Source organism: Chryseobacterium tongliaonense (assembly GCF_041224435.1).
Lineage (GTDB): Bacteria > Bacteroidota > Bacteroidia > Flavobacteriales > Weeksellaceae > Chryseobacterium > Chryseobacterium tongliaoense.
In genome coordinates this window covers 113,647-128,568 of the sequence record NZ_JBGFFD010000006.1, presented here as the reverse complement: position 1 = coordinate 128,568, position 14,922 = coordinate 113,647, and the positions used below count along the sequence as shown (strand labels likewise).

Here is a 14,922-nt window from a genome sequence, read left to right as displayed (position 1 = left end):
ATAAAAAATAAAATTTATATTAAATATTCTTTTTTAAATATAACGTTTTTTAAGAGATTTTTTGTATACCTATAAAATAAAAATGGAAAAGACCGATATCATCTCAATTGCAAAGAGCACTTTAGAAATAGAAATTTCAGAACTTGAAAAATTAAAAAACAGGATTGATGACCAGTTTGTAAAAGCTGTAGAAGTCATTCATTCGGCAAAAGGAAAATTAATTGTAGTGGGGATCGGAAAATCTGCCCACGTCGGCAATAAGATTGTAGCCACTTTAAATTCTACAGGAACGCCTTCACAGTTCCTTCACGCTTCCGAAGCTATTCACGGAGATCTGGGAGTTATTCAGAAACAGGATGTCGTTTTATGCATTTCAAATTCAGGAAATTCACCGGAAATAGCGAATCTTGTTCCTTATTTAAAAGATTATTCTTCCGCACTGATCGGAATGACAGGAAATAAAAACAGTAAACTTGCAGAGTTCTCTGAGATTATCCTGGATACTCACGTAGACCTTGAGGCATGCCCGAATAAACTGGCACCTACAAGCTCCACAACGATACAAATGGCGCTTGGCGATGCGTTGGCCATTTGCCTTATGGAGCTGAATGATTTTAAAGAAAATGATTTTGCAAAATTCCATCCGGGAGGAAGTTTAGGAAAAAACCTGGTTTCAAAAGTTGATGATTTTCTTTCTTCACAAAAACCTCAGGTTACGGAAGATGCTCCGGTAAGAGATGTTATTATCTCAATCAGTGCATCCAGACACGGAATTACCGTTGTGACGAATGAAGACAAGATCATTGGTGTGATTACCGACGGAGATCTGAGGAGAATGCTGATGAAAGGCGATGATGTCTCTAAAGTTTTAGCGAAAGACATTATGTCTGCCCATCCTAAAACCATCGAAAGAAATACCCTGGCAAAAGAAGCTATGAAAATTCTTAAAGAAAACAACATTGGCCAGCTTGTGGTTACTGAAAACGGAAAATATTTCGGGATTATTGATTTGCATAAGCTGCTAGACGAAGGAATTAACTAAATCAGAAGTAAGAAGCCGGAGGTTAGAAATCAGTAAATACTCAATCTGTTTGTAAAGCTGATTTCTAACCTCTAACTTCTTTAAATATTTCATAAATTTGGAACTTTAAAAAATTATTCTGTGAGTGAAGGTAAAGAAATGTCCTTTCTTGGGCATATTGGAGAATTAAGAGGTCACCTCGTACGCTCAATTATTGCTATTGTAATCGCCGCTTTCGCAGTCGGTTTTAATATCAACTGGATTATGGATCATATTTTCTTTGGTCCCACGAGAAACGATTTTCCAACATTTAAAATTGTCAATCACTTTTCCAGAATGCTTTTGGGGGAAGACAGTATTCATCTTCCAAAAGATTTCCCTGTGCGTGTACAAAGGCTTTACCAGCAGTTTAATGTTATGATGTCGGTCTCTATTTTTGGGGGAATTATTGCAGCATTTCCTTATATTGTCTGGGAGTTATGGCGTTTTATCAGTCCGGCTTTGCATCCAAGGGAAAGAAAGAATTCAATCTTTATCATTAATGCTGTCTGGATTCTTTTTATGACCGGAGTTTTGTGCGGATATTTTTTAATTCTTCCGTTTGCGGTCAACTTCGGGGTAATTTTCAAAATTTCAGATATTATCGTTCCGTTATATGATCTCAGTGATTATACCACTTTATTTTTACAGGTTATTTTAGGAATGGGTGTTATTTTCCTGTTCCCTATTCTTATTTATTTCCTCACTACTATTGGAATTCTTACTCCAACATTTATGAGGACTTACCGTCGTCATGCTATCGTTCTGATCATGGTAGTAGCTGCAATCATTACTCCGGCAGATGTTTTGAGTATGATGATGGCTGCCATGCCATTGCTTTTATTGTATGAGTTCAGTATTATCATGTGTTCTTATACTTATAAAAAAGTTCAGAAAAGAGAAGGAAATCTTCCGGCAGTTCAGAAGTAGGCTTTGTAGAAGGCGGAAAGGCAAAAGAGCAAAAAGGTTAAGAAGTAAAAAGCGGATAAATCGGTAAAGTAAAGAATAAAAAGGAATGGTTGAAATAATAAACCGGATTGAAAATTCTGTCTTCAAAGCTTTACAATTAGAACTTTCAAATCTTACAGCCGATCCTGAATCTGAAGAGTATTCCGGGCACAATTTTTTACTGAATACATTCATTATCAAATTCAGGAAAGCCAAAATTACACCGACGAAGAACGGCCAGTTTGTGACACTGTGGCGAAGAAACTCGGCAGGAAAAACGGAACCTTTTACATCATCCGATCATTTTGATTTCTACATCATAGCGACGGAACAAAATAATAGTTCCGGGTTTTTTATTTTCCCTAAAAAGGTACTGGCAGAAAAACAGATTCTGACAAGCAGTCAAAAGGAAGGCAAACGCGGATTCCGGGTTTATCCTCCATGGGACAAGGCCGAAAGCAAGCAGGCTGAAAGAACGCAAAACTGGCAGATCCAATTTTTCATTGATATAAGTGATTCTACGATTATTAATTTTGATACCCTCAAAAATATTTTAGTACAGCACTAGAATAACAGGTCTGAATTTCAGCATTCATCCCGGTAAAACAATAATGTTTCTATTTCTGAAATCTATTCCATACAAATAGCCGTTCAAAAAATACAGCATTAAATTCAAAGGGAAATTATTTTAAATTATATTTTCAATAATTATTGAAAGTTCGAAAATTATTATATATTTGTAAGGGATTTGGGAAATAAGAAATTATAAATACATTCCCAAAGTTTTCTGCAATCAATAGAATTAATGATTTTTACAGAATGAAAAAAATCCATACCATATTGAATTACTGCATTGCCACAGTCTGGATTATCAATGGACTGTTTTGCAAAGTATTCAATCTTGTTCCCCGCCATGAACAGATTGTTGCAAGGATTTTAAGCAATACCCACTCAAGAATGCTAACCATTCTGATCGGATTGTCAGAAATTGTTATGGCTGTATGGATTTTGACAGGAATTAAGACAAAACTAAACGCTACTTTACAAATTATAACAATTGCAGCAATGAATATCCTTGAATTTATTTTAGTCCCCGACTTATTACTTTGGGGTAAATTCAATTCCTTATTTGCTTTTTTATTTATATTACTTATTTACTTCAATGAGTTTCATTTAAATCCGAAAACACCTCAATCATAATGCTTGCCTTTTTAAAAAATCACCCGTTTGCTGTTGAAGCTTTTTTTGAAAGTTCGCTTGTTTTGACGTTCACTGTTCCCAAAGAACAACTACAGGATCTTATTCCCGAATGTCTGGAGCTTGACACATTTCAGGATAAATGGGCTTTTGTAGCAGTGGCAATGGTTCAAACAAAAGACCTTCGCCCCAAAGGATTTCCAAAATTTATGGGAAATGATTTTTTTCTGATAGGTTATCGAGTATTTGTACGATACACCAACAATGCAGGAAAAAGATTACGTGGCTTATATATCCTGAAATCTGAAACCGATAAAAAGAAAATGGAATTCCGGGGTAACTTATTTACCCATTACAATTATTCTACAACAGATATTCAGCAAACTGAAAAAGAAAATACAAAAGAAATACAATCAATTAAATCAAAGTTTAAAATTGTCTTCAGCACCACAGAAGAAAACATTTCTTTGCCTCAGGATTCACCATTTGCAGACTGGAAAGAAGCAAGAAGATTTGCAGGCCCATTGCCATTTACATTCACCTATAATAAAGAAACCAAAGAAGTTCTTATTATTGAAGGCGTAAGACAGAACTGGATTCCTAAGCCTGTAAAAGTGATTGATTATCATTTTGATTTTTTAGATACGCTGAAGCTCGGAAATCCTGTTTTAGCCAATGCTTTTATTATTAACAATATTCCGTATTACTGGAAGAAAGGAAAAACAGAACCATGGAAGTAAAGAGAAGAAAATTTCAGGGCGTTTTAAACATCTTAAGTTTTAACCGCCATTTTTATATCGCAGGAACAGGAATTCTGGCTTTAATTATCATCAGTCGTCAGATTTTTGAATGGCCGGATCTTTTATATTGGATTATTACTGCAGCATTTCTTTATGGCCTTATAATGCCTTTAGTAGTATCTGCATATGTTTATGATTTTTCAGGATATTACAAATTTCACTGGTTGAAAAACTGTTCAGTTGATAAACAAGATGTAAAACAAATTTTGAATATTAATGCAGGTTTCGACGAAACGAGCTATATTATTAAAGATAATTTTCCGCAAGCAGATTTAAAAGTATTTGATTTTTATGATGCCAAACGACATACTGAGCTGGCTATTATAAGAGCCCGAAAAGTGAGCCTTGTATATCCTGATACTCAACAGATGGTAACAGATTCAATACCTCTGGCTGAGAAATCGGCTGATCTGATTTTTTTGCTTTCAGCGGCTCATGAGATAAGATCACACAAAGAAAAAATCCTTTTTTTAAAGGAATGTCACCGGGTATGCAAAACTCATGGAAAGGTAATTTTGGTAGAACATTTACGGGATTTTCCTAATTTTTTAGCATTCTCAGTTGGGTTTACTCATTTTTTTTCAAAAACTACATGGAAAAACGCTTTTGAAAATGCAGGCTTTGCATCATGTAAGGAGATAAAATTTACACCTTTTATGTCCATTTTCATCTATTCACTTTAATATTCAATCAAGATGGAGTTGCATTTAAAAATAATCGGCGGACTTTTAATTGTTTTAGCATTAGTACATATTATTTTTCCTAAATATTTTAACTGGGAAAAAGAACTCCGGTCACTGAGCCTGATCAATCGGCAAATAATGGTCGTCCATACCCTCTTTATTGCTTTAACTGTATTTCTTATGGGGTTGCTTTGTATAACATCTTCCAATGAATTGATCGAAACCTCTTTCGGTAAAAAAATATCATTTGGATTGGGTATTTTCTGGACTATCCGGCTGATCATTCAGTTTTTCGGCTATTCGTCAGAACTATGGAAAGGAAAGACTTTCGAAACCGTTGCACATCTGTTTTTCTCCTTACTTTGGATGTACATGAGCGTTGTCTTCTGGATGATATCCTTTAATTGATAGACAAATTATTTTTAATTAAATAAACGTATTGCTGTTAAATTTTCTATTTTTGGATAGATTAATTTAATTTCAAATGAAAAAACTGACCTATACCCTTCTGTTTGCATCGGGACTTGTTTTCGGGCAATTCTTTGAAAGGCCTCAGGCTTTTACCAAGCAGGATACTTTAAAAGGTTCCAATACCAAATTCCGTAATTTCTGGGATGTAAAAAAATACGAACTGTCTGTAGAACCGGATTTCGAGCAGAAAAACATAAAAGGAAATAATACAATCAGCTTTGAAATTATAAAAGATGTTACCAACCCTGTTTTCCAGATAGACCTGCAAAAGCCGATGAAAGCAGATAAGGTGGAAGCCAGTTTCCCGATCGCCGAATATAAGCAGGACGGTGATTTCATTTTCATTACGACTAAAAAAGCCTTCAAAAAAGGAGAAAAATATACAATCGATGTTACCTATTCCGGGAATCCCGTGATTGCTAAAAATGCACCCTGGGATGGCGGATGGGTTTTCACAAAAGACGAAAAAGGAAATCCGTGGATGAGTGTTGCCGATGAAGGAATCGGTGCATCTATATGGCTTCCTACGAAAGATATCTGGAGTGACGAGCCGGACAATGGGGTTATCATGAAAATCATTACACCTAAAGATCTTGTGGGCGTAGGAAACGGAAAACTGATTGACAAGAAAACGGAAAACGACAAAAATATTTTCACATGGCAGGTAAAAAATCCAATTAATGCCTACTCCATTATTCCTAATATTGGAAAATATGTGAATTTCAAAGATACTTTTAAAGGCGAAAAAGGAAATCTGGATTTAGATTACTGGGTTCTGGATTATAATTTAGATAAGGCTAAAAAACAGTTCCAGCAGGTAAAACCGATGCTTTCTGCATTTGAATATTGGTTTGGTCCTTATCCTTTTTATGAAGACTCATATAAACTTGTAGATTCTCCGTATTTAGGGATGGAACATCAAAGCAATGTAGCTTACGGAAACAAATATATGAACGGATATCTCGGCTCAGATCTTTCCGGAACAGGAGTTGGATTAAACTGGGATTACATCATCATCCACGAAAGCGGCCACGAATGGTTTGCCAATAATATCACCGCAAAAGACCAGGCAGACATGTGGGTTCACGAAGGCTTCACGATGTACTCAGAGGTTCTTTTTACGGAAAAATACATGGATAAAAAATCCGCAGACACTTATGCACAGGGGATTCAGCACAAAGTAAGCAACGATGTGCCCATTATCGGAAAATACGGTGTAAGAAATGAAGGAAGCGGCGACATGTATCCTAAAGGCGCAAGTATGCTTCACACCATCAGACAGGTGATCAACAATGATGAAAAATTCAGACAGATTTTAAGAGGACTGAATAAAGATTTTTATCATCAGACCGTAACGACAGAACAGGTTGAAAATTATATTTCCTTAAAAGCAGGAATCGATTTCTCAAGTGTATTCAACCAGTATTTGAGAACCACTAAAATTCCAACGCTGGAGTATTCTCAGAAAGGAGAAACTTTACAATACAGATACACCAATGTGGTTAAAAACTTTAAGCTCCCGATCAGGATAGACAATGAGGAAACCATCAAGCCTACTGAAAGCTGGCAAACGGTAAAGCTGAAGAAAGCAAGCCCGGTAGTGTTTAATAAAAATTATTACATCAATTATAAGAAGGTGCAGTAAATAGGTGGAAAAGCGGAAAGGCAAAATGGCTGAATTGTCTAATTGTAAAATCGCAAAACTGTGAAACTGTGAAATTGTAAAACTGCAAAATTGCTAAAAAGTAAAATCGCTTAATTAGCCAAAATATAAATCTTTGTTTTATAATTTAAACCTTACCTCTCAGCAGTTCTACTTTTTAGCAATTTTGCAGTTTTACAATTATGCTTATTTTAGTTTTAAGAAAAGTTTAATACACTTCTTCGTAACAAAATGATTTTTATGACAACTATTTAAGTATAAATCAAACTCAATGAAAAAAATAACACTAAGCTTAGGTATTTTAGCTGCTGCTTTTATTCATGCGCAGTCTATTAAAACCAATATTGATCTGGTGAATGTGAAAGACGATAAAGTCGCTGTTACCATGGAATTCCCCAAAATGAAATCCGGTGATGTAAAGTTCCATTTTCCAAAAACCGTTCCCGGAACTTATTCTGTAGACGATTACGGAAGATTTGTAGAAGGCATAAAATTTCTTGATAACAAAGGGAAAGAATTAACTTTCACAAAGGTTAATGACAACACTTATTCTCTTAAGAATGCCAAAGATCTGACTAAAATTACCTATCTGGTGAATGACAGCTTTGATGATGAAATGGATAATGACAAGCATAAAGCCGTATTTTCTCCGTCAGGAACTGATATTGAGGCAGGTAAGATTTATTTAATCAATACCCACGGTTTCATCGGTTATATCGATAATATGCAGGATGTACCGTATCAGCTGATCGTTCAGAAGCCGACAGATTTTTATGGAACTACCGCTTTGGTAGATCAGGACAAATCTGAATCAACAGATACGTATACTCTGGCCAATTATGCTAAAGTAACGGATTCTCCATTGATGTACACGAAGCCTGATTACATTACCTTCAACGCAGGAGGCATGGATCTGGTTTTGGGAGTATATTCACCTTCCGGAAAATATAAAGCTGCTGATTTTAAAGATAATCTGGAAAAAATGGTGGTTGCCCAGAAGAAATTCCTGGGTGATATGAATACCAATAAGAAATACGCAATCATGCTTTATCTTGCAGGTACAGACGGACCGAGAATCAAGGGTTTCGGAGCTTTGGAGCACCACGAATCCACCAGTGTGGTTTTACCGGAAATGATGCCTAAAGAAGCGATTGATAAAACGATTACAGATGTAGTTTCACACGAGTTTTTCCATACGGTTAACCCTTTGAAAACCCACTCTGAAGAAATCCATTACTTCGATTATGCCGATCCCAAAATGTCACAGCACCTTTGGATGTATGAAGGCGGAACGGAATATTTTGCTAATTTATTCCAGATTCAGGAAGGCTTAATTGATAAAAATGAGTTCCTGAAAAGAATCAATGAAAAAATTACCAACTCCAAAAACTACGACGACACGATGCCGTTTACGGTGATGAGTAAAAATGTTTTGCTTGATCAATATAAGGACCAGTACAGAAACGTTTACGAAAAAGGAGCTCTTCTTGCAATGTGTCTGGATATTGAGCTAAGAAAACTGTCCAACGGTGAGATGGGCTACAGGGATATGATCAGAAAGCTGTCTCAGAGATTCGGGGAAAACAAGCCTTTCAAAGATGATAAGCTGATCGATGAATTGGTAACGGTTACCGGATATCCTCAGGTAAAAGATTTCTACAATAAATATATTGCAGGAAATCAGCCTACTCCATATGCAGAGTACCTTAACCAGGTAGGTGTGGAAATGACAAAAAAGGATACTCCGCCTATTTTCTGGTTTATCAAAGATCCTAACCAAACGAGATATAATGATAAGAACAATACGTTTATTTTTGATGAAAGCTCGGCTTTATCCCCTTTCGCCAAAAGCATAGGCTTTAAAATCACCGATGAAATTCTTTCATTGGATGGAAAAACCATCAATATTCAAAATGTTCAGGAATTTATCAACTATACCAAAACGATTAAAGACGGACAAAATGTTACTGTTGTTGTTTTAAGAAATAATGGCGACAAAACAGATAAAGTAGAACTTAAAGGAAAAGCCATTCTGGATAAGCTTTCTGTAGAAACACTACAATACAAAGCCAATCCGACTCCGGCAGAACAAAAGCTGCAGGATCAGTGGTTAACCGGTAAGAAATAAAATAAGAAAAGCGAGGGTATTGTCCTCGCTTTTTTATTCCCACTCCGTCATTGCGAGCAATCTCAAGCTTAATTCTCTAATGGTTCAAAATTTTAATAATTAAGACTTATTTTAAACCTGAGATTGCTTCGCTTCGCTCGCAATGACTTTAAGTTTTTTTAATAATTATTCTGAAGGTTGTCCCCTTTCCTACTTCGGTCTGAGAGATCTTAATATCTCCGTTATGGTATTCCTGAACCACTCTTTTAGCAAGAGAAAGACCTAAGCCCCAACCTCGTTTTTTAGTGGAATATCCCGGTTTAAATGCATTCCTCGACTGCTGTTTGGTCATTCCGCTGCCGGTATCTTTTACTTCGATCAGGATATTTTTATTTCTTTCGAAAACATACATCTGCAATATCCCTTCTCCTTTCATGGCATCTACTGCATTTTTAACCAGGTTTTCAATAACCCAGCTCATCAGGATCCTGTTGTGCGGAACCAGAATATCATAAGTGGGAAGATGTAAACTGAAATTTATTTTCCTCGAAATCCTGGTTTTTAAATAATTATAATTCTCCTGAATGGTTTGATTGAAATTCATGTCATTCAGTTCAGGAACAGAACCTATTTTTGAAAACCTTTCGGAAATGGTTCTTAGTCTTTCAATATCCTTTTCAATCTCATGCACACCTTCAGAATCCGGATTTTCCAGTTTCATGATTTCCATCCAGCCGATCATGGAAGATAAAGGCGTTCCGATCTGATGAGCGGTTTCTTTGGCAAGACCAGCCCATAAATACCCTTCGTCTGTTTTTTTGATTGTTCTTAAAAACCAGAATGAAAATAGAAAGTACGAGAAAACAAGTAAACCTAAAAAATAAGGGTAATACCTTAAGTTATTAAGCAATGCCGAATTGTCGTAGAAAACAAGCTGTTTTTTCCCATTCGCAACTTCAATTTCAAACGGTTCGTAATTGTTTTCCATCTTGGCTATCAGCTTTTTCAGCTCCTGAGGATTGCTCAATATTTCCTGTGAAATATTACGTGAGCTTCCGTCAAATATGAAAGGCTGCTTATTTTCATCCGTTAAAATCGATGGAATCTGGTCATTCTCTGTAAGGATGGCAAACAATAAATCCTGGGTTTCAGAACTTTTTTGCTGGTTGTCCTGTAAAATTTTAATTGCCGTAGCGAAAACTTTTATTCTTTCGGCTTCTTTCTGTCTTAAATTTTTAATGAGAATATTGGATGATAAAATCAGAGCTGCAACGATTACAGTAAGTAATGTAAATACAAACCAATTATTTATCCTTGATAAAAACGGACGATTTTTCATTAAAATTTATTTTAAAACATTCAGAATCTTCTGCAACTCTGCATTTCCGCTTCCCTGATAATTGTTGATAATAATGGAAAACACATATTTCCTGCCTTCTTTTGAAGTATGGAAACCGGCAAAGGATTTTGTATCTCTCATCGTTCCGCTTTTCATTTTCATCCCATTATCCTGTGTCGGAAAACCGTCATAATAAGTCTCAAACCATGACTGTTTTCGGGCATACAGCAAAGCCTGAACCTCCGCTTTGGCAGAAACATAATTCTGGGGTGAAAGTCCGCTTCCATCTGCAAAATTGATCATGTTCGGGTTTATACCCTTTGACTTCCAGAATTCCTTAAGGTAAGCCACTCCGCTTTTAAAGCCTGGATCTCCTTTTTTCTCTTTGCCTAAAGTTTTGATAAAGGTTTCCCCGTAAAGATTGATACTTTTTCTTAAAAACCAGTAAACAATCTTATCTAAAGTCGGCGACTCAAAAGTAAATATAATATTATTTTTAGGCACTTCCCATTTTCCGCCTTCTATTTCCAATTGTGAAGAAGTAAGCACTTTTCCTGAAAAATCAATTCCGGATTCCTTCAGCCATTGTTTTATTTCCATTCCCAGTTGCAGTGGCGGATTGGGAACTGATCCGGAAACAGTCACCATTTTTCCTGCCGGCAAGGTCCCGTTGATTAAAGCAACATCAGAATGAGGTGCTGTAAAGATCAGGCTTTGATCTGAGCTTCCGCCGGTTTTAAGGTCATTAAGCCATTTCACACCTTCCAAAGGATAGGAAAAACTTTTAAAATCTTTCCCGTTAATATTGATATCAAACTGATTTTCCCGCCAGTTTACACCCCAGACTCCCGCTCCGTAATAGTTTCCAAGGTCATCCCACGGCCATCCGCCCGGTATCGTCTGATGGTCAAAATAAGAATCATCAATAATCAGGTCGCCTGATATTTTTGCAATTCCTGAAGTTTTAATGGCTTCTATCAATTTCTTTTTAAAAGTATCGGGTTTACAGGATTCATACCGCCAGCTTCCCAATGTGGGATCTCCGTTGGAAGAAATATAAAGATTCCCATTCAATACACTTCCTGAAATACTTCCGGAATAGCCTGATGTTGTTTTATAGGTATAATTCTTACCTAAAGTTTCCAAAACGACTCCGGCTGTAAATATTTTTTGGGTTGAAGCTGTGGAAAGTCCTTTGCTTCCCTGATATTCATAAACAAAATTGCCATTCTCATCTGAAACATAAAAAGATAAACCGGATGCAACCGCCGCTGAGGAGTTCATTAAATCTTTGGTAGCAGTATCAAGCTTCTGGGCAATATCCTGAGCAAATAATACCTGTGCTGAAAGCGTAAGAACGGCAAACGTCTTTTTCATTTTCTATTATAAAACTTTATTTTAAATTTTGATATAAGCATTTTCCTTGTTTAAAGCTGAAAAACACTTCAATTCTTAATCAAAGATAATAAAATAAAGAAGTGTTTAATTCATTACAATGTACTTCCGGCCTCTATTTCGTAAGGTTCTTTCCCTTTTTCAAAAATCCGGGTCAGTTCATTTCCTTCAACGGTAATGGCATCTCCGATTCTCCTGATCCAGTTTCCTTCACGAAGTCCTACTACTTTCAGGTCATTTTGAGTCAGAAATTCTTTAATCCTTGTTTCCCTGGTTTCTCCGTTATGTTTTAACTCGGGATTAGGATCCAGATAATGCGGGTTTAGATTAAAAGGTACCAATCCCATACAGTCAAAGCTCGGTGGATACACAATCGGCATATCGTTCGTGGTTTTCATATTCTGACCCCCGATATTACTTCCCGCACTGCATCCAAGGTAAGGCTTTCCTCTTTCCACATTGTTTTTTAAAAGAGACATGAGTCCTTCTTCATGCAATGTCTTAACCAGCAAAAAGGTATTTCCGCCTCCTGTAAAATAACCTTTAGCCTTATTCAGAGCTTCGGTTTTATCTTCAAATTCGTGCAGGCCTTTTACTTTGATATTGATCGTTTCAAAAAATGAACGTGCTTTTTCGGTATAATCATCGTGGGAAATCCCGCCGGGCCGGGCAAAGGGTACAAAAATTATTTCGTCGATTCCTTTATATAATTCAATTAATTCTTCTCTCAGATATTCTAAATAGGCTCCCCCGAAAAGGGTGGAAGTTGAAGCTAATATAATATTCATACAAAAATATATAGATTAAAATGATAACATACAAAGATAATCCAAACCGTCACGAATCAAAAATTTTGATAAAAAAACATCAATCCCGTTAATATTTTCCAAAAAAACTTAAAGGTTCTAAAATTTAAGCTTTTGTGGAATTATTATTGAATTTTAGAATTTACAATTTGAAAAATATAAGAATATGAAAATGATTAAAATTGATATTAAAAACCTTTTTTTAGGTTTAATATTGGTAGGAAGTGTAAGTTTTGTGAATGCTCAAACGACTAAAACAGACAGTACAAATAATGCGGCGGCTACAAGCCAGACAGGAAGCAATTCTACTATCGACGGCCTTAAAAAACAAATTGAAGCCAATCCAAAAGATACAGAATCACTGGCAAAACTGGCTGCAGCTTATCAGGAAGCTTCAGACTGGACCAATGCAATTGATACTTGGAAGAAAATATCGGCTTTGTTACCGGATTGGGCTCCATCTTATTACAGTCAGGCTTATGCCTATCAGTCTGCTAAGGATGATGCCAATGCAAAAATTGCTTATGAAAAATATATTGCTACTGTAAAGCCGGAAGAGGTGGAACAAAATAAGAAAAATTTAGCTTATGCTTATTTCTACCTTGCTTTCGCGGAACAGAAAAACGACCCTAATAAAGCGAAAGAACATATTGCCAAATCTTTACAGTATGACCCTACCAATCAGGATGCGATAAAGCTTAATAAAGTTTTAAATTCATAAATAAAAAGATCCGGAAAATTTCCGGATCTTTTTTTATGCTTTATTTTTAAGATAGTTATATACTATTTTACAATCATTTTATTAACGCAAAGTTTTAAAAATTTGACTGCTGTATTTTAAGAAAAGTAAGAAAAGCAGCAAAGCTGCTATGAAGCATTCTTTTGAAAATCTATTGTATAGACTAAAAAACTTTGCTCATCTTAGATAGGTCCGATTCATAATTGTTCTTTGCGATATAAAAGCCGATCATTGAAATATAGTTACCATTTCTAATTGATTTTCTTTCCGAAGAAGTCTGTTTCCCCTTGTAAATACCGGATGATTTTTTCAATATTCCTATTAATGCTTGCTTCGGTTTTCAGATTGTTGATATATCGAATCAGCTCTAATTTTCCTGAAGGGATCAAGCTTTCAAAATTCTTCGATGCAACAGCGCTTTCTTTAATTGCTTTTTCCAGCTGCGGATGAATGGAAATCGTCCTGTCTGAATCGTCAAACTCTACAAAGACTTCGATCACTTCACCGATTCTCTTAGGAGAGTTTTTGAGCATGGTCAGGTTAATATATAACCGCCATTCACCCAAATATTTCATCAGATTCTGTCTGAATTCTTTGCCATTTACAGTGCCTTTCACCGGAATGGGGCTTTTAGTTCTTCCGGAAGCGTCAAAAATAAGATTTAAAACTTCTTCAGGAACGAATACAAAAGGATTGATCCCAATGATTTCAAGTCTTGCCGTAAAGCTGTTTTTTTCCATAACGAACAAATTTAGAAAAATGTTTTTATTTGAGATGTGGATTAAATTTATGGATTTAAACTACCTGTCTTTTTGCTTCGCAAAATCCCCCTTCAGGGAAGGGAATTTTGAACCTTATCAAAAAAATTCCTAATTCCTAATTCCTAATTCCTAATTCCTTAAAAAAATTAAAATTTTCCACTCACAAAGGAATGTTTATCTTTGCAGAAATAAATCTATAAATCAAATGAAATTTTTTATTGACACTGCTAATTTAGAGCAAATCAAAGAAGCAAAAGACCTTGGAATTTTAGATGGTGTAACCACCAACCCTTCATTAATGGCCAAAGAAGGAATCCGAGGTGCTGAAGCGATCAAAAATCATTACAAGGCAATTTGTGAAATTGTAGACGGTGATATTTCTGCTGAAGTGCTTTCTACAACTTATGAGGAAATGATCAAAGAAGGGGAGGAATTGGCGGCTATCCATCCGAATATCGTGGTAAAAATCCCGATGATCAAAGACGGAATCAAAGCATTAAAATATTTTTCAGATAAAGGAATCAAAACCAACTGTACTTTGATTTTCTCTGCAGGACAGGCTCTTTTAGCTGCAAAAGCCGGAGCTACTTATGTTTCTCCTTTCCTGGGAAGACTGGATGATATTTCTACAGACGGATTAAATCTGATTCAGGAGATCCGTTTAATTTTCGATAACTATATGTATGACACTGAAATTTTAGCGGCTTCTATCCGTCATTCAATGCATATTATCGACTGTGCTAAAATCGGTGCTGATGTGATCACTTCTCCACTTCCTCCGATCTTGAGCTTATTGAAACACCCGTTAACAGACAGCGGACTGGCTCAGTTTATTTCTGACTCTCAGAAATTAGCTTAATCTTAAAAGAATACATTATAAAAAGGTTCCGGAACTTCGTTCCGGAACCTTTTATTTTAACAGATCAAGCTCAAGAACATGATTGTTTCATGCA

At 35.9% G+C, this 14,922-nt stretch carries 15 protein-coding genes; 11 read left to right on the top strand and 4 right to left on the bottom strand.

From position 1 onward, the window contains the following. Positions 1 to 82 precede the first annotated feature (82 nt). The 9 genes from AB8P06_RS13850 to AB8P06_RS13810 all read left to right on the top strand — a co-directional run bounded on the left by AB8P06_RS13850 (position 83) and on the right by AB8P06_RS13810 (position 8,950). Positions 83 to 1,042, top strand: a complete 960-nt coding sequence (locus AB8P06_RS13850) for a KpsF/GutQ family sugar-phosphate isomerase (protein ID WP_369842614.1) — start codon at positions 83 to 85, stop codon at positions 1,040 to 1,042. Positions 1,043 to 1,162: 120 nt separating this feature from the next. Next, positions 1,163 to 1,990 carry a twin-arginine translocase subunit TatC gene (gene tatC, locus AB8P06_RS13845; protein ID WP_369842613.1) on the top strand — a complete coding sequence of 276 codons (828 nt, stop codon included), beginning with the start codon at positions 1,163 to 1,165 and terminating at the stop codon, positions 1,988 to 1,990. 85 nt (positions 1,991 to 2,075) lie between these two features. Further along, entirely contained in the window at positions 2,076 to 2,576 is a 501-nt protein-coding gene (locus tag AB8P06_RS13840; RefSeq protein WP_369842611.1) for a MepB family protein, read from the top strand. Positions 2,577 to 2,827: 251 nt separating this feature from the next. Further along, entirely contained in the window at positions 2,828 to 3,208 is a 381-nt protein-coding gene (locus tag AB8P06_RS13835) for a DoxX-like family protein (RefSeq protein ID WP_369842610.1), read from the top strand. Beyond that, positions 3,208 to 3,945 (top strand): DUF2071 domain-containing protein, encoded by a 738-nt coding sequence (locus tag AB8P06_RS13830; RefSeq protein WP_369842608.1) that lies wholly within the window; start codon positions 3,208 to 3,210, stop codon positions 3,943 to 3,945. The genes AB8P06_RS13835 and AB8P06_RS13830 overlap by 1 nt, the downstream gene beginning before the upstream one ends. Further along, positions 3,936 to 4,688: a methyltransferase gene (locus AB8P06_RS13825; protein ID WP_369842606.1), complete on the top strand. Its 753-nt coding sequence runs from the start codon at positions 3,936 to 3,938 to the stop codon at positions 4,686 to 4,688. Before AB8P06_RS13830 ends, AB8P06_RS13825 begins: the two co-directional genes overlap by 10 nt. Before the next feature lie 12 nt (positions 4,689 to 4,700). After that, entirely contained in the window at positions 4,701 to 5,096 is a 396-nt protein-coding gene (locus AB8P06_RS13820; RefSeq protein WP_369842605.1) for a hypothetical protein, read from the top strand. Between the two features lie 76 nt (positions 5,097 to 5,172). Further along, complete coding sequence (locus AB8P06_RS13815; protein ID WP_369842603.1) at positions 5,173 to 6,804, top strand: M1 family metallopeptidase; 1,632 nt, start codon at positions 5,173 to 5,175, stop codon at positions 6,802 to 6,804. A 289-nt stretch (positions 6,805 to 7,093) separates the two neighbouring features. Continuing rightward, the gene (locus tag AB8P06_RS13810) at positions 7,094 to 8,950 is read left to right on the top strand and encodes a M61 family metallopeptidase (RefSeq protein WP_369842602.1); all 1,857 of its coding nucleotides are present in this window, start codon (positions 7,094 to 7,096) and stop codon (positions 8,948 to 8,950) included. A gap of 148 nt (positions 8,951 to 9,098) precedes the next feature. Here the strand turns inward: AB8P06_RS13810 and AB8P06_RS13805 are convergent, their stop codons facing one another. The 3 genes from AB8P06_RS13805 to pepE all read right to left on the bottom strand — a co-directional run bounded on the left by AB8P06_RS13805 (position 9,099) and on the right by pepE (position 12,451). After that, positions 9,099 to 10,268, bottom strand: a complete 1,170-nt coding sequence (locus AB8P06_RS13805; protein ID WP_369842600.1) for a sensor histidine kinase — start codon at positions 10,266 to 10,268, stop codon at positions 9,099 to 9,101. Positions 10,269 to 10,274: 6 nt separating this feature from the next. Continuing rightward, entirely contained in the window at positions 10,275 to 11,645 is a 1,371-nt protein-coding gene (gene dacB / locus AB8P06_RS13800; protein WP_369842599.1) for a D-alanyl-D-alanine carboxypeptidase/D-alanyl-D-alanine endopeptidase, read from the bottom strand. Between the two features lie 113 nt (positions 11,646 to 11,758). After that, the gene (gene pepE / locus AB8P06_RS13795) at positions 11,759 to 12,451 is read right to left on the bottom strand and encodes a dipeptidase PepE (protein ID WP_369842597.1); all 693 of its coding nucleotides are present in this window, start codon (positions 12,449 to 12,451) and stop codon (positions 11,759 to 11,761) included. 184 nt (positions 12,452 to 12,635) lie between these two features. Here pepE and AB8P06_RS13790 point away from each other — a divergent pair, with 184 nt between their 5' ends. Beyond that, positions 12,636 to 13,190 carry a tetratricopeptide repeat protein gene (locus tag AB8P06_RS13790; RefSeq protein ID WP_369842595.1) on the top strand — a complete coding sequence of 185 codons (555 nt, stop codon included), beginning with the start codon at positions 12,636 to 12,638 and terminating at the stop codon, positions 13,188 to 13,190. 269 nt (positions 13,191 to 13,459) lie between these two features. On the opposite strand, the gene AB8P06_RS13785 is transcribed toward AB8P06_RS13790, so the two are convergent. Next, positions 13,460 to 13,948 carry a YdeI/OmpD-associated family protein gene (locus tag AB8P06_RS13785; protein WP_369842594.1) on the bottom strand — a complete coding sequence of 163 codons (489 nt, stop codon included), beginning with the start codon at positions 13,946 to 13,948 and terminating at the stop codon, positions 13,460 to 13,462. A 226-nt stretch (positions 13,949 to 14,174) separates the two neighbouring features. Between AB8P06_RS13785 and fsa the strand changes: the two genes are divergently transcribed. Beyond that, positions 14,175 to 14,828: a fructose-6-phosphate aldolase gene (fsa, locus tag AB8P06_RS13780; protein WP_369842593.1), complete on the top strand. Its 654-nt coding sequence runs from the start codon at positions 14,175 to 14,177 to the stop codon at positions 14,826 to 14,828. The last annotated feature ends 94 nt before the right edge of the window (positions 14,829 to 14,922 follow it).